Genomic DNA, 18,118 nt, shown 5'->3' with positions numbered 1-18,118 from the left:
CAGGCGGCTATCTTCCTTTCCTCATCCAGTCCGGCGCCACCTTTGGCATTGACCGGAAAGCCTACGAAATCGTTTCGCGACAGGCGAACCTTACGGCAACAAGCCTCTCTCTCCGGCAACAATGCCAGAGCAAACTCCTGCCACGCCTACAGATCGCCCCACTCGCATCGAAGACAAAGCTTCGCCATCCACGGCGTAGCCGCGCCCCTCGCTGTCTGCCATTTTGGCTTGGTCGTCGAGCCTGATGCTCGCTGCCTTCGATGCCCCAGACACTACAAAAATCGCTGTGGAAAGGGCAAGGGCGCGGCTAACTGATTTTTTACGAATCTGCTCATGTCGCCGCCGGAATTCACTGAGCCCACAGGGGGCGAATTCGATAAAGTGTTCTGATTCAAAACGTTCTCGTCCCACCTCGGATACCGGCTCTGCCGGAGAAATAAATTGAAAAAAATTGCTTGACAGGGAGTTGTCCCTCTCTGGTCATCCCCGGTATGGACAATTTGTGGACAACCATGCGCAAGCATCTGATTTCATTGGGAAATTTCTGACAGCGCAATTTTGACGACTTCGCCTGCGTGACGTTTTTTTGAATGGCGGGACCGGGTGCACGCCGGCAAAGCACAATCCGCACCCCAGAGTTGAAGCGGGGGCGTCTTGCCAAGTCATTGCTTGGCAAACAAAAAACCCGGCGGCGTAACCACCGGGTCGATGTGCGGAGAAGTCAGCCGTGGATCAGACGGACAGGGCCTTGAGGCGCTGAGCCAGGCGCGACACCTTGCGGGATGCGGTATTGCCGTGCAGAACGCCCTTGCCCGCGGCGCGCATCAGTTCGGGCTGGGCCGCCTGGAAGGCGGCTGCGGCGGCAGCCTTGTCGCCTGCCGCCAGCGCTTCCTCGACCTTGCGAACGAAGGAGCGGACGCGCGAACGGCGATTCTTGTTGACCGCCGTGCGACGGGCGATCTTACGCGTAGCCTTTTTGGCCGAGGAGGTATTGGCCATGATGCCTCTCTATGATCTACCGAATGGCGCCCTACAGCGCGGTGCGCGGGCGCAAAAAACACTCGGGACAGCCGCGGGCCGTCCCGGTTGTCGCGGCTTATAGTGTAGCTTTGGCGGGGCGTCAACGCTGCAGTTCCCGTCAGACTCAAGAAGCCAATGGACGGAACCGCATAAATTACGTATTTTAGGTATGTCGAACCTCGGAGCGTGCCACATGAAGCAATTCACCTTCAGCGACATGAATCGGGCATCAGGCGAAATACTCGAGACCGCCTTGGTGGAGCCCGTTGCGCTTACCAAGCGCGGCAAGGAAAAGCTCGTCATCCTGTCCGCCGCTGAGTACCGCAAGCTTGTTGGCCGTCCCCATGTCACGGCCTACACACTGGAGGGTGCACCGGATGACGTTCATGAAGAGCTCATGACCGGCCTCGACGCAATCATTGGCAGCGATGACGACAATGCTTAAGGCCGGCGACGTCCTGCGCTACTACTATCTTTGGGCGAGACAGGCCGACCACGGCGAGGAATCAGGCCGCAAGGACCGGCCGGTTTGTCTTCTGGTGAAGACCCCGACCGAGCCGGCCAGGCTGTTCCTGTTTGCGATCACGACGCAAAAGCCGGACCAGTCCACCGTACACATCGCCATCAGCGAAATTGAATGCCGCCGTGGCGGTCTCCGTTTCCCGTCTTGGCTTATCCTCGACGAGTACAATCGGGTTGAGCTCGACGAAGCCCATGATTTCGTGACGACGACGCCGATCGGCGCCTTCAGCCCGGCTTTCGTGCGCAAGGTCGCCACGCTGATCAAGCAGACGGCGGCACAGCGCCGCGTCCGCGCCGTCATCCGCAAATAGCGGGCAACCCGCGGCCGTTCCAGGTCCGCGCGTCGAGCGAGCCAGGAACGGTGCGAGGGGAGGGAAAGCCGGCGGCCCCGCATCCCCCTCGCCATGGCCTCCTGTTGTCCCGGGCGATGGCGGAAACACCGGTCCGGAAGGCGGCGCGAGGGCGTCGCCTCGATTGCGGCGAGCACGGCGTCCCGCAGGCAAGAGGGAAGATGCCCGGCCCTTCTGATTGCTCTATCTTGCGCGAGGCTTGCCGCCCGGGATGCGACTGTCCCCCAACCATGGGTCGGGGAAGATGCCGTCCGGAGGCTGCGCGGGACTGTTGTTCGGGAGCGGCGGCCGTCGAAGAGGGGCGCGCTGGAAAACGGGCTACGGGGGTGGATACCGGTTTCCGGTCCGACGCCCGGAAAGATATCCGGATGGGGCCGGCGCCGATGGGTTCGGCGCTGCCCGGGATCGTGCGGCGGCCCGCAAGGCCGCCGGGAGCCTCAACGATTGGTGAAATTCGCCGGCCGCTTTTCGGCGAAGGCGGCCATGCCTTCCTTCTGGTCGTCCAGGGCGAACATGGAATGGAACACGCGGCGCTCGAAGCGCAGCCCTTCGGCCAGGGTCGTCTCGTAGGAGCGGTTTACCGCTTCCTTGGTCATCATCACAGCCGGCAGCGAGAAGCCGGCGATCCTGTCGGCGGCATCGAGCGTTTCCTGGAGCAGGTCGGCGACAGGGACGACCCGCGAGACCAGGCCTGAGCGCTCCGCCTCCGCGGCATCCATCATCCGGCCGGTCAGGCACATGTCCATCGCCTTCGACTTGCCGACGAAACGCGTCAGCCGCTGCGATCCGCCCATGCCTGGCATGACGCCCAGCGTGATCTCGGGCTGGCCGAATTTGGCGTTGTCGGCGGCGATGATGAAATCGCACATCATGGCAAGTTCGCAGCCGCCGCCGAGCGCATAGCCGGCCACGGCCGCGATGACCGGCTTGCGGATGCGGGTCAGCGCCTCCCATCCGGCGAAGAAGTCCTCAATATAGACGTCGATATAGCTCTTCGGCTGCATCTGCTTGATGTCGGCGCCGGCGGCGAAGGCCTTTTCGGAGCCCGTGAGCACGATGGCCCCGATCCCGGGGTCGGCATCGAACGCCTGCAGCGCCGAGATCACGTCCTGCAGCACCTGTGTGTTCAGCGCGTTGAGCGCCTTCGGCCGGTTGAGCGTCACCAGCCCGACCTTGCCCCGCGTTTCGACCAGGATCGTCTCGTAGGTCATGGGAATGCCTCCTTCCGGCGCTTCGGATTGCCACATACGGACGGCTTAGCTCAGCGCTGGCAGGCGGGGCAATAAAAAGTCGAGCGGCCGCTCTGCACAATCCGGGTGATGATTCCCTCACAGCCCGGCCTGCGGCAGGGTTCGCCCTCGCGGTCGTAGACGCTGAAGGCGTGCTGGAAATAGCCGAGCGAGCCGTCGGCCTGGACATAGTCGCGCAGCGACGAGCCGCCGGCGGCGATGGCGTCGGCGATCACTTCGCGCACCGCCCCGGCGAGGCGGTCGGCGCGAACGGAGCGCTTGCCCGGGCCCGGCGCGATCGAGCCGGCCGAGCGGCGCGGCGAGAGGCCGGCGCGCCACAGGGCCTCGCAGACATAGATGTTGCCGAGCCCGGCGATGAGCTTCTGGTCGAGCAGCGCGGCCTTGAGCGGCGCGGCGCGCCCCTTGAAAAGACTGCCGATCAGTTCGCCGTCCAGCGTGTTTCCGGTCGGCTCGACGCCGAGGCCGGCGAGCATGGGGTGCTCGCGCCATGTCTTTTCCTCCGCCAGCAGCATGAAGCCGAACCGGCGCGGATCGTTGAAGACGACACGCGAGCGCTCGCCGGTCGGCGCGGCCATGTGGAAAACGACATGGTCGTGCGCGGTATCCTTGGAGCGCTCGTGATGGAAGCGGCCGGGCGTTGCGGCGTCTCCTTCGGCCTCGACGCGGAACGATCCCGACATGCCGAGATGGCAGATCAGCACCGGTCCGCCCTCGAGATGCGCGGTCAGATATTTCGCCCGCCTGCCGAGAGATTGGACGAACTTGCCGCCCAGGCGCTCGCCGAACTTCTCGGGAAAGGGAAATCGCAGGTCCGGTCGCCGGGTCTCCACCCGCTCTATCCGCGAGCCTTCCAGCACCGGCTGCAATCCGCGCCGGACGGTCTCGACCTCGGGTAGCTCAGGCATGATGGCCGATCGACGCTGTGCCGGTCTCACGGCCTGCCGCCGGGGAACCGCGAAACAAATTGAAGACGCGCGCCATTCTTGAAGAGCCGGACGGGGTTTTCCTGATGGATGCCAGACATAGGTACGATCCGGCCGCTTGGCAATTCGTAAGAGGTCAGCAGTTTGCGCAGGGGATCGTCGGGCTCATGCGCGGCCGCAGATAGTAGCCTTCGTCCATCTTCAAGACCCCGTTCTTCAGTATGACGTCCATCACGCCAAGTCCTGCTTCCCGGCTGGCCGCCCAGGTGAGGATGGGCTTGTAGTCGAGGCAGCCCTTCACGTGAATGAGAAAGGTGCCCCTGACCTTGAGCCTCGGCGGCAGGTCGGGCGTGGAGCCGACGGCCGCCGCCTGGCAGGGAGCGGTCGCACCGGCATTTGCCCACGACCAGGCAATCTGGGCCTTGGGTGCGTCCTCGTCGGTGATTTCGATGGCTGTCGCGACAAATCTGATGTCGCTTCGCCCATAGGGTTTTAGGATCGCCTTGCCGACATCCATGATGTCGCCGAGCTGGCTGGCCGTCATTGCCTGCTGCTGGGTAACGAGGTCGGCGACCGTGCTGGCCGCCCGGGCGAGCTTCTTGTTCGTCTCGATGCCCTGGCTGACCTCGATGGTGACGAAATACATGGCCATCAACAGCGGCACGACCAGTGCGAATTCCAGCGCCGCGACCCCTTTCCGGTCGGCGCCGAGACGCCGAAGCGAACGGCGCAGGCGAGAGACGCCGTGGTTGAGCACGATCGGCATCGTTCGTCCCATCATGGCACCTCAGTCATCGAACGGTTCGTTCTGCCATACGGCCATCGCGAAATGCGTCGTGGCGGCCGTGTCTCCGGGAGCCTTGCCCAGCCACTGCGCATAGCTGGTGATGGCGGGCCATGGATACTTCACCCGCAGGACGTTCCTCGTGAGCGCCTTGCCGAGCTGGGTCTTGGGATCGTTCCAGCTCGTCGTCATCGCCGCGGCCGTCTGGAAGGTCTGGATCTCGCGCAGATCGAAGACCAGGCCCGGGCAGCCCTTCGCCACGATGACCTCGAGTTCGTCGCAGATCAGGCTCCGCAGTTCCTGGTCGGTGTCGACATCGGCCGGCTTCAACTGCCCCGTGCGCATCCTGCGGGCGAGGTCGTCGGTCGTGTTGGCCAGGACCTCCTGGCCGGCGAAGGAGATGCAGCTCTCGAAAATCGCCAAAACGAGCGCGCAGAACGGCAGGGCGAGCAGGACGAACTCGACCGACGTGCTTCCGCTTCGATTGCGCAGGAACGACCGGGGAGAAGGGCGCGGCGCTCCGCTGCGCCGCCCGTATCCGCCACGAGACTGCTCGATGCTCATGCCTGGCCCTGCCCGATGCCGAAGTGCAACCCGGCGGAACCCTAGCCGATACCCGTTGAAGTCCGGTTTGGATGGTTTCTAAAACTGCGGGCGACGCCTTGAGATTCCGGTAACCATCCCTTCGCCCGCAGCGGCAGCGTCATTGGCCGCCATTCATCTCGTTTTCCGAGGTCCTCTCGGCGTCGCCCTTGTAGGAGCTCTCGCAATAAGGGGTGCATGACAATGTCTGCACATGGGAGCGACGGTAGATGCGCACGGACAGCGGGTCATGCCGGGAAACGATGACCTGTTCGTCGACGATCGGGCTGCCCTCCTTGTCGAGCACCACGATATTGGTCACGCCGAATCCCTTGCCGGTCAGGACGATGGTCGTGGCATCCTGTACCGCCGCATCGGCGATTGCCGGATTGCCGATAACGATCGTGTCGGCCGGCCGGGCAATCTTGACGATCTTGGCTTGGTTCAGGACGACCGCAATCCCGGTGTCGGCAAAGGCGGGCGTCGCGAGGAGCGCCGCGACGACGGCAAGCAGGCTTGAGCGTCGGGCTGCGCGGCGCGCCATTTCTCGATCTCCGGACACGGGACTGTTTGGCGAAGGATGAACGAGATTGGTGAAGCGAGGGTTAAAGAGGCGGCGAGCGGATCGCGGACCGGCCTCGTCGACGGCGAGAACCCCGGCACGTCTTGCGATTTCAGGTCAAGCCGGCCGTGTGCCTGTTCAAATGCGATTAACCACAGCTTATGAAGCAAATACGAAAGCTTTCGGTAAGGCTGTTTATTAAGCGCATCGAAAGAGCTTCCCGATAGATTGCGAACCATCCGATCGATCCATCAGAGTTTTCGACGGTAGTGCTGTAACACGTGGAGTCAGGAGCTCTCGCATGTCTAAGCTTTTTGCGCGCTTTGCAAAGGACGAGTCCGGCGCAACCGCTATCGAATACGGCCTCATCGCCGCACTCATCGCTCTCGCCATCATGGTCGGAGCGTCCCAGTTGGGCGGCGCGATCGATGCCAAGTTCACGAACATCGCCGAAAGGCTCGAGAACGCCAACTGATCTCCTTAGGGAGATTCTTGTCGAGAGATCATGCAGGGCCGTCCTTTGGGCGGCCCTTCATGCATCGGAAAATCAAGATCGGACTGCTCGACCGAAAGCGACAATGCCGGTTGATGCGCCCGGTCATAAACTGCCGCTCGAACCAAGGCACCGTCTGGTCACCATGCTCGAAGCATCCATATTGGTCATATTCCCGTTCTGCATGGTCTTCGCCGCGATTTCCGACATGCTGTCGATGACGATCGCCAACCGGGTCCCGGCGCTGCTGGTCGTCGCCTTTGCGGTCATCGGCCCGATGACCGGGATGGACTGGCAGACCTTCGGCTGGCATTTCGCAGCCGGCGGGATCGTGCTCGCGGCGACCTTCGCGCTTTTTGCCGTCGGCGGCATGGGCGGCGGCGACGCCAAGCTGCTCGCGGCGACGTCGCTCTGGTTCGGCATGAGCCTGGAACTCCTTTCTTATCTGGTTGCGGCCACATTTCTGGGAGGGCTTCTCACGATCGCCATCCTCGCGCTGCGCAAATCGCCGCTCGTCTTTCATGTGTCGGACAACCTTTTCCTGCGCAATCTCGCCGACGAAAGGCTCGGGGTGCCCTATGGCATCGCGCTGGGTATCGGCGGATTGCTCACCTATCCGTCGTCGCCGCCGATGGCGTGGGCGCTGGGCCGTCTCGCCGGGCACTGACGGCTGCCGAACCTTCGCGGACCGGCGGTCGCCCGTCGGGCGCTATTCTGGTCAATGCCTGAATTAATCTCGTCCGTAAGGAATCCATTAACCATAATTTGACGATTGCCGCCGCAATGTCCGTACCGGCTAGGGTTAACCGGGCAGGGGTATGGTGCGATGGCGGCGTCGAGGCTGATCATTCTGGGCGTGGCGGTGGCCGCGGCTGGCGGTGCCGGCTATGTCGCCAAGAACATGGCAGTCACGCCGCAGGCGGTCGTCGCCGCCGCCTTGCCCGCTGAGCCCGCGATCGAACTTATCGATGTCCTGGTCCTCTCCGCCGACGTGCCCATGGGCGGCCTGGTCGACGGCGCGCTGGCCTGGCAATCGTGGCCCGCAGACGGCGTCAACGAGAATTTCATCACCAAGGCGGCCGAGTCCGAAGCGCTCGAGGCACTGAAGGGCTCGCTGGCGCGCGTGGCCATGTTCGCCGGAGAGCCGCTGCGGCGCAGCAAGCTGGTCGGCGACGGCAAGAGCTTCATGTCGTCGATCCTGCCGTCGGGCCGGCGCGCCATCGCCACCCAGATCTCGGCCGATACCTCCGCCGGCGGCTTCATCCTGCCGAACGACTACGTCGACGTCATCATGACGCGCCGCGCTGCCGCGGGCGGCGGGGATGCTTTCGTAACCGAGACGATCCTCAAGAACATCAGGGTTCTGGCCATCGACCAGACCATCCAGGAAGACGAAGAAGGCAAGAAGGTGAAGGTCGGCCAGACGGCGACGCTGGAGCTTACCCCGCGACAGGCCGAGATCATCACCGTCGCCCAGCAGATGGCCGACCGGCTGACGCTTTCGCTGCGTTCGGTGGCCGACAGCCAGGAAAAGCCGACCGGGGAGGCCGACTATCTCGTCTCTGGCAGCGGGCGGCGCGGCACGGTGCGGCTGATCAGGTCGGGCGAGGTTTCGGAAGTGGGTGCCAGGAAATGAAGACGAGCGGGACGACACCCACGGGCAAGACCGCGCGGATCCCGCGGCTGGAGATGCTTGCCGCCATGGCCGCTGTCGCCCTTGCGGCCGGCGCATCGACCGTCGGCTTCGCCGAAGCGGCGGGACAGGGCGCGGTGAACATCGAGACGTCCACATCGCGCAGCCAGCGTGTGAAGCTGGGCCTGAACAAGTCGATCGTGGTCGACCTGCCGGCCGACGCCTATGACATCCTCGTCGCCAATCCCGCCGTTGCCGACGCCGTGACCCGGACGGCGCGCCGCATCTATCTGTTCGGCAAGTCGGTCGGCCAGACCAATATCTTCGTCTTCGGCGCCAATGGCGAACAGGTCGCCAGCCTCGACCTCGCCATCGAACGCGACGTCGCCGGCCTCGAGGACTATCTGAAGCGCTTCATCCCGAATTCGGACATCGACGTCGAGCTCATCAACGACAACGTCGTTCTGACGGGGACGGTCGACACGCCGCTCGACGCGCAGCGCGCCGCGAGGCTCGCCGAGGTGTTCGTCAGCGGCGGCGAGGCGACGACCGGCCAGTATTCGCAGACCGCGGCTGGCGGCTCCGTCAATGGCGGCGTCGACATCAACAATCCCGACCACGAGCGTCGCACGAGCCAGATCGTCAATCTGCTGCAGATCGTCGGCGAGGATCAGGTCACGCTGAAGGTCACGGTGGCGGAGGTCAGCCGCAACGTGATGAAGCAGCTCGGCGTGAACATGTTCGGAACCGGTGGCAACCAGAACGGCATCACCTGGGGTGCGATAAGCGACAATCCGATGGGGCTCGGCAGCGCGCTTTCCTCGTCGCAGCTCGCCATCGGGACCTCGTCGCTCAAGGCCTATGTGAATGCCATGGAGCAGGCCGGCGTCATGAAGACGCTGGCTGAACCGACATTGACCGCCGTGTCCGGCGAGAAGGCGACGTTCAAGGTCGGCGGTGAGTTCAATCTTCTGACCGACCAGTCCGTTCAGCAGGGCGATACGAGCAAGGGCCAGTCGGATCAGGTCGTCTACACGGTCGAGAAGCTCGAATACGGTATCGGTCTCGAGTTCCTGCCGGTGGTTCTGTCGCCGGGACGGATCAGCCTCAAGGTACGCACTTCGGTTTCCGAGCCCACGACGGAAGGGTCGTTCTCCATACCGGCGGCCTCCCAGGGCGGTCGTTTCAACGTTCCCGGCGCCACGGCTCTTTCCATCCGCAAGCGCCTCGCCGACACGACGGTGGAACTGCCGTCCGGCGGCTCCATGATGATCGCCGGCCTCGTGCGCGACGACATCCGCCAGGCTGTCAACGGACTGCCCGGCCTGTCGAAGATCCCGGTCCTCGGCACTCTCTTTCGCAGCCGCAACTTCGTGCGCAACGAGACCGAGCTGGTGGTCATCATCACGCCCTATCTGGCCCGTCCGGTGGCCCGCAACGAACTGGCCAAGCCCGACGACAACTTCAATCCTCCCAGCGACGGCGCAGGCATGTTCCTGGGGCGGGTCAATCGCGTCTACGGAACCATGCAGACCAGCAGGCCGAACGGCCGGTATTACGGCGTCGTAGGCTACATCTACAAATGATCGGAAACGGCCATGGCTGAAACGACGGCAGTGCACGCGACCATGACCGCATCGGCGGCACGGCAAGTCCTGCGGCTCTCCCTCCCGCTCTGCGCGGCGGCTCTGGTGCTGGCTTCAGGCTGCGCCAGGCGCGACAGCGTCACCGTCGGTTCGGTTCCCGACGACTACCGGACCAACCACCCGATCCTGATCGCCGAGAAGGAGCAGAATCTCGACCTGCCGGTGGGTGCGAGCGACCGCGGCATGACGCGCGGGCAGAAGGTCGCCATCGAGGGCTTCCTCTACGGCTATGACCGAAGTGCGGCGCCCGTCGTCCGGGTGATGGTGCCGTCGGGCTCGGCCAACCACGTCGCTGCCTCCGAAGCCTCGTCGGATTTCGTGCGCGTGCTCCGGTCCAACGGCGTGCCAGAGGGGCGCATCGCCGTCATATCCTACCAGGCCGGATCTCCCGAACTGTCGCCGCCGGTGCGGCTCTCCTTTTCCGCCATGAGAGCCCAGACCGGCAAATGCGGCCGCTGGCCCGAGGATCTCCTGAACACGGTGGAAAACAAGCACTATGCCGATTTCGGCTGCTCGTCGCAGAACAATCTGGCCGCCCAGATTGCCAACCCCGAGGACCTTCTGGGACCGCGCAAACCCAGCCCGGTCGACGCGGACAACCGCTCCGACGCGATCGACCAGTATCAGGCCCGCGCGATCTCGGGCGAATTCATCGACACGTCGGAAGTAAGCTACTGAGATCGAGACAGGCAGATGACCAATTTGGCTTACGATCCCGGACATGGCGACGACCTGGCATCGCAGCAGGATGTCGTCGCCATGCACGCCCTGCGGCCGGTGCCGCGCATATCCATCCAGGCATTCTGCGAGACCGAAAGCATCGCCAGCCCGATCGAGCGGGCGGGCGAGGACCGGCGCATGGCCAAGACACATCTCAAGGTCCATATGGGCGGCATCGCCACGGCCATCGACTATTACAAGAGCGCGCCGACGCCGAACCTCATCCTGCTGGAATCGCGCAGCGAACCAAAGCATCTGATGGATCAGCTGCGCCAGCTCGCCGAGCACTGCGATCCCGGCACCAAGGTCGTGGTCGTGGGCCATTACAACGATGTCTGGCTGTATCGGGAGCTGATCCGTTCCGGCATTTCGGAATATGTCGTGGCGCCTGTCTCCATGGCCGACATCGTCAGCGTGGTCGCCGCGATCTTCACCGACCCCGAGGCCGAGCCGATCGGGCGCTCCATCGCCTTCGTCGGCGCCAAGGGCGGGGTGGGCTCCTCGACCATCGCCCACAACGTCGCCTGGGCGATGTCGACGCTTTTCAGTTCGGAGGTCGTGGTCGCCGATCTCGACCTGGCCTTCGGCACGGCCAATATCAATTTCGACCAGGATCCCGCACAGGGCATCGCCGAGGCGGTTTTCGCCCCGGAACGCATCGACGAGGTCTATCTCGACCGGCTCCTGGCGCAGTGCGCGGAACGCCTTTCGCTGCTGGCGGCGCCGTCCACCCTCGACCGCGTCTATGATTTCGACCCCGACGCCTTCACCCAGATCATCGACGTCGCCCAGCGCACCGCCCCGCTGCTGGTGCTCGACGTTCCTCATCTCTGGAGCGGCTGGGCCAAGAGCATCCTGACCCAGGCCGACGATGTGGTCATCACTGCGACGCCGGAGCTCGCCAATCTGCGCAACACCAAGAACCTGGTCGACATGCTGAAGAAGCTCAGGCCCAACGATCCGGCGCCGAGGCTCATCATCAATCAGGCCGGCGTTCCGAAGCGCCCCGAGATCTCGGCCGCCGACTTCGCCGAGCCGCTCGGCATCGCGCCGATGGCCGTCATCCCCTTCGACGCCCAGCTGTTCGGCAACGCGGCGAACAATGGCCGCATGCTGGGCGAGATGGAAAAGCAGAACCCGATCGTCCTGAAGATCAGCGAGATCGCCCACATGCTGACCGGCCGCAGCGAGGTCAAGACGCGGACGAAGCCGGGCCTGTCGAGCCTGCTCGGCAAGCTGAAGCGCGGAAAGAAATAGAGCGCCATGTTCGGCAAGCGAGGCAGTGAAGACGGAAGCCGGGTGGTGCCGGAATTCCGTCCGCCGGCACCGTCCCCCGCGGCGGCGAGCCGCCCGCCTGTGGTCACGCCGGCCGGGTCCGCGCTCGCCGCCGCACCGCGCGCCGCGCCGCCGAGGCGCCGGCACCCACGCCCCCGGCGCCGCCGCGCAGCCAGCAGCGCGAGCGCAGCGAAACCTATTACGATACCAAGTCCCAGGTCTTCTCGGCTCTTATCGACACGATCGACCTGTCGCAGCTCGCCAACCTCGATCCGGAGAGCGCGCGCGAGGAAATCCGCGATATCGTCAACGACATCATCGCGATCAAGAACTTCGCGATGTCGATCTCCGAGCAGGAGGAACTGCTCGACGACATCTGCAACGACGTGCTCGGCTACGGGCCGCTGGAGCCGCTCCTGGCCCGCGACGACATCGCCGACATCATGGTGAACGGCGCCCGGCAGGTCTTCATCGAGGTCAACGGCAAGGTCGAGCAGACCGGCATCCGCTTCCGCGACAACCAGCAACTGCTCAACATCTGCCAGCGCATCGTCAGCCAGGTTGGCCGCCGCGTCGACGAGTCCTCGCCGATCTGCGACGCGCGCCTTCCCGACGGGTCCCGCGTCAACGTGATCGCACCGCCGCTCGCCATCGACGGCGCCGCGCTCACCATCCGCAAGTTCAAGAAGGACAAGCTGACGCTTGACCAACTCGTGCGCTTCGGCGCGATCTCGCCGGAAGGCGCCGAGGTGCTGAAGATCATCGGGCGCGTCCGCTGCAATGTCGTCATCTCCGGCGGCACCGGCTCGGGCAAGACCACGCTGCTCAACTGCCTGACCAACTATGTCGATCGCGACGAGCGCGTGATCACCTGCGAGGACTCCGCCGAACTGCAGCTCCAGCAGCCGCACGTCGTCCGGCTGGAGACGCGTCCGCCCAACCTAGAGGGCGAGGGTGAGGTGACCATGCGCGATCTCGTCAAGAACTGCCTGCGCATGCGACCCGAAAGGATCATCGTGGGCGAGGTGCGCGGCCCCGAAGTGTTCGACCTGCTGCAGGCCATGAACACCGGCCATGACGGCTCGATGGGCACGATCCACTCGAACTCGCCGCGCGAATGCCTGAACCGCATGGAGTCCATGATCGCCATGGGCGGGTACGCGCTGCCGCAAAAGACCGTGCGCGAGATCATCGTCGGCTCGGTCGACGTCATCATCCAGGCAGCGCGTTTGCGCGACGGCTCACGCCGCATCACCCACGTCACCGAGGTTGTCGGCATGGAGGGCGACGTCATCATCACGCAGGACCTCATCCTCTACGACATCAAGGGCGAGGATCAGAACGGCCGTCTGCTCGGCCATCACATCTCCACGGGCATCGGACGCCCGAGCTTCTGGGACCGGGCCCGCTATTATGGCGAGGAGCAGCGGCTGGCCAACGCGCTCGAAGCCATGGAAAAGCAGGCCGGCTGACGAGGGCGGGAGCGATGTTCGGCATCGACAGGGACATATTGGTATTCGTGGTCCTGGCCGCCGTGAGCGCGGGCGCGATTGCCTATGCGCTGCTCTTCAAGAGGATCGCCAACGAACGCAACGTCGAGAAGCGCCTCGACACGGTGCGGCGCGCCGACACCGACCATGCCGGCGTGAAAGCCTCACGCGACCGCGCGGCCGAGGCCGCCAAGCGGCGCAAGTCGGTCCAGGATTCGCTGAAGGAACTCGAGGAGAAGCAGAAGGTCCGCGACCGGAACAGCAAGAAGGCGCCGCTCAAGGTGCAGATCAGGCAGGCCGACCTGTCGCTCTCCATCGAGCGCTTCTATCTCTTTTCGGCGGTCGTCGGCGTGGTTCTGGGAACTGTGGCCTATCTCGCCGGCGCGCCGCTGCTCGTCGCCCTCGGCGCGCTCGTGGTCGGCGCGGTCGGCCTGCCGCGCTGGTTCGTCTCGTTCCTGCGGGCGCGCCGGGTCAAGGCCTTCCTCGAGGAGTTTCCCAATGCGCTTGATATCATGGTGCGTGCCGTGAAGTCGGGCCTGCCGCTCAACGACGGCATCCGGCTCATCGCCAGCGACTCCCCGGAGCCTGTGCGCACCGAATTCCGGCGCATCGTGGAAGCGCAGCAGATGGGGCTTTCGACGCCCGAGGCGGCCCTGCGCATGGGCGAGACGATGCCGTGCCCCGAAGCGGGCTTTTTCGGGATCGTCATCCAGATCCAGCAGCAGGCAGGCGGCAATCTCTCCGAGGCGCTCGGCAACCTGTCCAAGGTGCTGCGCGACCGCAAGAAGATGAAGGCCAAGATCCAGGCCTTGTCCATGGAAGCCAAGGCCTCGGCCGTGATCATCGGCGCGCTGCCCTTCCTCGTCGCTTTTCTCGTCTATCTTTCCAGCCCGGCCTACATCATGCCGCTGTTCGTCACGAGCACGGGACACATGATCCTCATCGTCTCCGGCGTCTGGATGGCGATCGGTATCTTCGTCATGCGCAGCATGATGAATTTCGAGATATGATACCAATGGTCGATCTCATCGACCGTTGGCGCGCGCGACCGGGCCCCGCGCCCGTTGGCGCGAAAGCCGGGCGGGCCGGATGGGCCGCGCCGGCGATCGAGGTCGCGTGGATGCGCAGCATCCGCGCCCGCTGGATGTGCGAACATCCAGTGCCAGGCAAGGGGCGGAGGCTGGAGCCGTGACCGAAACCATCGTCGAGACCGTCACCGATCCTTCCTTCATGATTGCGATGCTGGTTGCGATCGCCGTCTTCGCGACCTTGTTGACATTGCTCCAGACGCTCGGCGGCAACTCGCTGAAGTCCCGCATGAAGGCTGTTGCCCTCGAGCGGGAGGAACTGCGGGCCCGCCAGCGGATGCGGCTCGCGGCGGAGGCGGACCGGCGGCGCAAGGGGTTGCGCGAAGAGCAGTCGATCGGCATGCGCAACGTCGTGGAGCGGCTCGATCTGCGCCGCGCGCTGGCCGACGAGAAGACGCTGAATTCGCTTCGCGTGGCCGGCTTTCGCGGACAGAATCCGCTGACGCGCTTCCTGTTCTTCCGTCTTGTGCTGCCTTTCGTCGGGCTCGCTCTGGCGGCGTTCTACGTGTTCCTGCTCGACGGCCTGGCTGAGCGCCCGCTCTTCATGAAGCTGTTCGTCTGCATCCTGGCCGCCTATGCCGGCTTCTATCTGCCGGTGCTCTACGTGTCCAACCGCGCGACCAAGCGCAAGGCGTCGATCCAGAAGGCATGGCCCGACGCGCTCGACCTGACGCTGATCTGCGTGGAATCGGGCATGTCGGTGGAGGCGGCCTTCCGCCGCGTGGCTGAGGAGATCGGTTCGCAGTCGGTCGAACTCGCCGAGGAACTCGTGCTGACCAATGCGGAGCTTTCCTTCCTTCCGGAACGCAAGCAGGCTTACGACAATCTCGGCTCGCGCACCGGGCTGGAAACGGTGAAGTCGGTGGCCCAGGCGCTGATCCAGGCCGAACGCTACGGCACGCCGGTAGCGCAGGCCCTGCGGGTGCTGGCCAATGAAAGCCGCGAGATGCGCATGAACGCCGCCGAGAAGAAGGCGGCTGCCCTACCGCCCAAGCTGACCGTGCCGATGATCCTGTTCTTCCTGCCGGTGCTGTTCGCCGTGATCCTGGGCCCGGCCGGCATCACCGTCAGCGAGCGCGGAATTTTCTAGCGGGCGGTTCACCGAAAATCGGCATCGCTTTTCTGAAGACACGTTGTGCGATTTTGTAAGCGATAGGGCCCAGTGCGTAGCATACCCTCATCCGACCGCGCGGAGCCTGTCCTCGGGCTTGCCGGAGGCAAGACCCGTGGGCGCGGCCACCTTCTCCCACAAGGGGCTAGCGTGCGCACACATCTATCTGTGGTTGAAGGCTTCTGGCCAAGGCAAAACCCTCGGCGATGGCGTGGAAGCGTCGGAGGCCACGGGTGAATGTAATGGGGCCCGGGGGCCGTTCGCTGGCATAGCCGGTCCATCCGCCGAGCCGGGCAATGCCCCAGGCGGCCCAGGCGAGGCTGTGTCGGGGGTGCGGGTTCTTCTGCTTTTCGGTCCTGCCTTCGAGCCTGCGGATCAGCGCCTCGAGGACGGTGATCTCGGCCGGATCGAACAGCCGCGCCGCCTCGAAGGCGGCGCCGGCCGCATCGCGGCCATGGACGAGTTGCATGACCCTTGTGGCGGCGACCAGCGTGGTTGCAGCCAGTCGTTCGAGCGCCTCGCCGTCGGCAAGCAGGCTTTCCTCAACATCGATGGCCTGCGACTTCAGGGTTCGAAACAGCTGTTCGATGGTCCAGCGCCGGCGGTAGAGGTCGACGATGCGGGCGGCATCGGCCAGCGTGGTGACGCTGTGGGTGGTCAGCAGCCGCCAGATCACCGCCTCCTTGGGCGATGGCGGATCGATCTCGCGCACCTCCACGATGTTGAGGCTGAGCGAGCGCGGATCGCGCCGGTCGGCGCCGGTCTTGGGCTGGCGTATGCTGGCCTGGCCAAAGCGGACGGCGAGGGTGACGGTGCGTCCCGGCCGGCCGGGGCGGGCCTCCAGTTCGAAGACGAGACGGCCGGCTTCGGGCTGTTTGGCGATTTCGGCGAACAGGCGGCCGTGCTCGGCAAGCGCCCGATCCTTGGTGGCGCGGATCAGCACATGCGTGCGCGCGTCGGGCAGCCGGGCGAACACTTCGTAGATGTCGCCCTCGCGGTCGGCGATCACCGTGGCAAGCGGCGTCTCGGGCAAGGCCCGGCGCGCCGCCTGGGCGGTGGCGAGCCATTTGTGGCTTTCCTTGTCCTCGATCGGCAGCGCCTGATAGTTCGCCTGCTTGGGCTTGGTGCGCCGCCAGATCGTGGCACCGGCAAGGCCCAGCACGCTGCCGTCGGCGGCATCCACAGCCAGCGCCGGATGCACGAACAGGCCGACATCGGTGCCGTTGCCGACCCGGCCAAGGCCGCGCTTGCGCAAGGCCTTGGCCTGATAGTTGATCTCGCTGGTATCCTCGATGATCAGCACGTGACGCCCGGCCGCCGCTTCGCCGGCTCGGGCCGCCGCGGTGCGCAGGATCTCCAGCGGGCTCACGCGCGGATTGCCAAAGAAGCGCGTGAACGCGATCTTTTCGGCGCGTGTGTCGGCCAACTGACGCAGGCTCGTGCTGATCCGCGTGCATACGCGCTCCAGCACCATGTCCCCCTTTTTTGCAGGCGCAGGTCGCTGAAGTGTCCAAGACGCAACAGTGCCACAGTCGATGTCTCCCGAATCAACAACGGCAGATACAGAATCACAAACGATTCAACGGCTTCAAGCCACGATCACCACAAATCCCTCTTGACAGCACAACGAACCACTTGTGTGCACACGCTAGCCCCTTGTGGGAGAAGGTGGCCTCGCGAAGCGAGGTCGGATGAGGGGTGCGCCACGCAGTGCGCTCTCGGACGGTGCGCCGGCTCAATCGTCGAGCCGCCCGATGGCGGTCCGCGTCAATTGACCTTGGCTTCCTGCTTGTCGGCCTTCTTCAACTGGCTCCAGGCGTTCTGCTGCGACAGCATGGAACGCAGATAGGCGACATTGGCCTGGGCCTGCTCGGGCGACAGCTCCTGGCGGGCGATCTGCTCGGCTTCGTCGAAACGGCCCTGCAGCCCGACCACGAGAGCGAGGTTCTGGCGGACCCGGCTGTCGGCGCCGGGTTTTTCGACGGCGGACCGCAGATAGGTTTCGGCCGTTCGGAGGTCGCCTTCCAGCACATAGGACATGCCGAGATTGGAAAGGATCGAAGGTTCGTCCGGCTTGAGGTCGAGGGCGCGCCGGTAGAGATTGCGTGCCTCGGCCGACTGGCCGAGCTGGTCGAGGATGGCGGCCTCGGCCGAGACCAGCTTCCAGTCGGGATATTCGGGCGTCTGCGCGCGGCGCACGGCGTCGAGCGCCGGCTCGAGCTGCCCGGCGGAGGCAAGCGCCTTGCCATAGGCGGCGAGCACGTCGCGGTCCTTCGGATAGCCGATCGCGAGCTTGCGCATTACGGCCAGCGCCTGGTCGGAACGGCCGTTCATCTGCAGGACGGCCGCGTAGCGCATTGCCGTCGCCTTGTTCTTGGGATCGCGCGCAAAGGCCGCGCCGAGCGCATTGGCCGCACCCTGAAGCTCGTTTGTCGACATCTGCTCGACCGGCTTGCCGGAGGTGGAGCGGGAGATCGAGCCCGTGGTCATGTTCCGGTCGGCGCAACCCGCGACGCCGGCGGCCAGGAGCAGAAGGGAGACGGTCAGGAGCCGTCGTCCAGCGGTTCGCTTTTCGTGGATGGTCGACATCGCCGCTCCCGTTCCGTCACGGCCCCCCGGCGGCCGTCCTGCCGTTCCGGAGAAATATTCCGTTAACCCTAACGGATGGT

Annotated in this window: 18 protein-coding genes and 1 pseudogene; 11 read left to right on the top strand and 8 right to left on the bottom strand. The window is 64.8% G+C overall.

Annotated features, from left to right (window positions below):
- Positions 1–732 precede the first annotated feature (732 nt).
- The gene (gene rpsT, locus JN302_RS38855) at positions 733–999 is read right to left on the bottom strand and encodes a 30S ribosomal protein S20 (protein WP_202309507.1); all 267 of its coding nucleotides are present in this window, start codon (positions 997–999) and stop codon (positions 733–735) included.
- Between the two features lie 214 nt (positions 1,000–1,213).
- Between rpsT and JN302_RS38850 the strand changes: the two genes are divergently transcribed.
- On the top strand, positions 1,214–1,465 hold the full coding sequence (locus JN302_RS38850) for a type II toxin-antitoxin system prevent-host-death family antitoxin (RefSeq protein WP_202309506.1): 252 nt from the start codon (positions 1,214–1,216) through the stop codon (positions 1,463–1,465).
- The gene (locus JN302_RS38845; RefSeq protein ID WP_446720705.1) at positions 1,449–1,853 is read left to right on the top strand and encodes a hypothetical protein; all 405 of its coding nucleotides are present in this window, start codon (positions 1,449–1,451) and stop codon (positions 1,851–1,853) included. The genes JN302_RS38850 and JN302_RS38845 overlap by 17 nt, the downstream gene beginning before the upstream one ends.
- A 476-nt stretch (positions 1,854–2,329) precedes the next feature.
- On the opposite strand, the gene JN302_RS38840 is transcribed toward JN302_RS38845, so the two are convergent.
- From JN302_RS38840 to JN302_RS38820, 5 genes are all read right to left on the bottom strand, one after another.
- Positions 2,330–3,103 (bottom strand): enoyl-CoA hydratase, encoded by a 774-nt coding sequence (locus JN302_RS38840; RefSeq protein WP_202331174.1) that lies wholly within the window; start codon positions 3,101–3,103, stop codon positions 2,330–2,332.
- A gap of 50 nt (positions 3,104–3,153) precedes the next feature.
- Positions 3,154–4,047 (bottom strand): bifunctional DNA-formamidopyrimidine glycosylase/DNA-(apurinic or apyrimidinic site) lyase, encoded by an 894-nt coding sequence (mutM, locus tag JN302_RS38835; protein WP_202331173.1) that lies wholly within the window; start codon positions 4,045–4,047, stop codon positions 3,154–3,156.
- A gap of 154 nt (positions 4,048–4,201) precedes the next feature.
- Positions 4,202–4,846 carry a TadE/TadG family type IV pilus assembly protein gene (locus JN302_RS38830; RefSeq protein ID WP_244846140.1) on the bottom strand — a complete coding sequence of 215 codons (645 nt, stop codon included), beginning with the start codon at positions 4,844–4,846 and terminating at the stop codon, positions 4,202–4,204.
- Between the two features lie 6 nt (positions 4,847–4,852).
- Complete coding sequence (locus JN302_RS38825; RefSeq protein ID WP_202309503.1) at positions 4,853–5,413, bottom strand: TadE/TadG family type IV pilus assembly protein; 561 nt, start codon at positions 5,411–5,413, stop codon at positions 4,853–4,855.
- A gap of 139 nt (positions 5,414–5,552) precedes the next feature.
- Positions 5,553–5,975 carry a pilus assembly protein N-terminal domain-containing protein gene (locus tag JN302_RS38820; RefSeq protein WP_202309502.1) on the bottom strand — a complete coding sequence of 141 codons (423 nt, stop codon included), beginning with the start codon at positions 5,973–5,975 and terminating at the stop codon, positions 5,553–5,555.
- Positions 5,976–6,294: 319 nt separating this feature from the next.
- Here JN302_RS38820 and JN302_RS38815 point away from each other — a divergent pair, with 319 nt between their 5' ends.
- From JN302_RS38815 to JN302_RS38775, 9 genes and pseudogenes are all read left to right on the top strand, one after another.
- Positions 6,295–6,468: a Flp family type IVb pilin gene (locus JN302_RS38815; protein ID WP_202309501.1), complete on the top strand. Its 174-nt coding sequence runs from the start codon at positions 6,295–6,297 to the stop codon at positions 6,466–6,468.
- 163 nt (positions 6,469–6,631) lie between these two features.
- Positions 6,632–7,153 (top strand): A24 family peptidase, encoded by a 522-nt coding sequence (locus JN302_RS38810; RefSeq protein ID WP_202315337.1) that lies wholly within the window; start codon positions 6,632–6,634, stop codon positions 7,151–7,153.
- A 159-nt stretch (positions 7,154–7,312) separates the two neighbouring features.
- Positions 7,313–8,122 (top strand): Flp pilus assembly protein CpaB, encoded by an 810-nt coding sequence (gene cpaB / locus JN302_RS38805; RefSeq protein ID WP_202331172.1) that lies wholly within the window; start codon positions 7,313–7,315, stop codon positions 8,120–8,122.
- On the top strand, positions 8,119–9,705 hold the full coding sequence (locus tag JN302_RS38800) for a type II and III secretion system protein family protein (protein ID WP_202309499.1): 1,587 nt from the start codon (positions 8,119–8,121) through the stop codon (positions 9,703–9,705). Before cpaB ends, JN302_RS38800 begins: the two co-directional genes overlap by 4 nt.
- A 12-nt stretch (positions 9,706–9,717) precedes the next feature.
- A complete protein-coding gene (locus JN302_RS38795; protein ID WP_202331171.1) occupies positions 9,718–10,443 on the top strand; it encodes a CpaD family pilus assembly protein in 726 nt (241 codons plus the stop codon).
- 15 nt (positions 10,444–10,458) lie between these two features.
- Entirely contained in the window at positions 10,459–11,742 is a 1,284-nt protein-coding gene (locus tag JN302_RS38790) for an AAA family ATPase (RefSeq protein ID WP_202331170.1), read from the top strand.
- A 6-nt stretch (positions 11,743–11,748) separates the two neighbouring features.
- A pseudogene (locus JN302_RS38785) lies at positions 11,749–13,232 on the top strand (CpaF family protein).
- A 14-nt stretch (positions 13,233–13,246) separates the two neighbouring features.
- Positions 13,247–14,260 (top strand): type II secretion system F family protein, encoded by a 1,014-nt coding sequence (locus JN302_RS38780; RefSeq protein ID WP_202309495.1) that lies wholly within the window; start codon positions 13,247–13,249, stop codon positions 14,258–14,260.
- A gap of 220 nt (positions 14,261–14,480) precedes the next feature.
- Positions 14,481–15,428: a type II secretion system F family protein gene (locus JN302_RS38775; protein WP_446720781.1), complete on the top strand. Its 948-nt coding sequence runs from the start codon at positions 14,481–14,483 to the stop codon at positions 15,426–15,428.
- Positions 15,429–15,594: 166 nt separating this feature from the next.
- On the opposite strand, the gene JN302_RS38770 is transcribed toward JN302_RS38775, so the two are convergent.
- Positions 15,595–16,923 carry an IS4 family transposase gene (locus JN302_RS38770; RefSeq protein ID WP_202331169.1) on the bottom strand — a complete coding sequence of 443 codons (1,329 nt, stop codon included), beginning with the start codon at positions 16,921–16,923 and terminating at the stop codon, positions 15,595–15,597.
- Between the two features lie 293 nt (positions 16,924–17,216).
- A complete protein-coding gene (locus JN302_RS38765; protein ID WP_202331168.1) occupies positions 17,217–18,038 on the bottom strand; it encodes a tetratricopeptide repeat protein in 822 nt (273 codons plus the stop codon).
- Between the last annotated feature and the right edge of the window lie 80 nt (positions 18,039–18,118).

Origin of the sequence: Mesorhizobium sp. L-8-3 (genome assembly GCF_016756615.1) — a bacterium.
Lineage (GTDB): Bacteria > Pseudomonadota > Alphaproteobacteria > Rhizobiales > Rhizobiaceae.
This window is presented reverse-complemented; position numbering and strand designations above follow the sequence as displayed.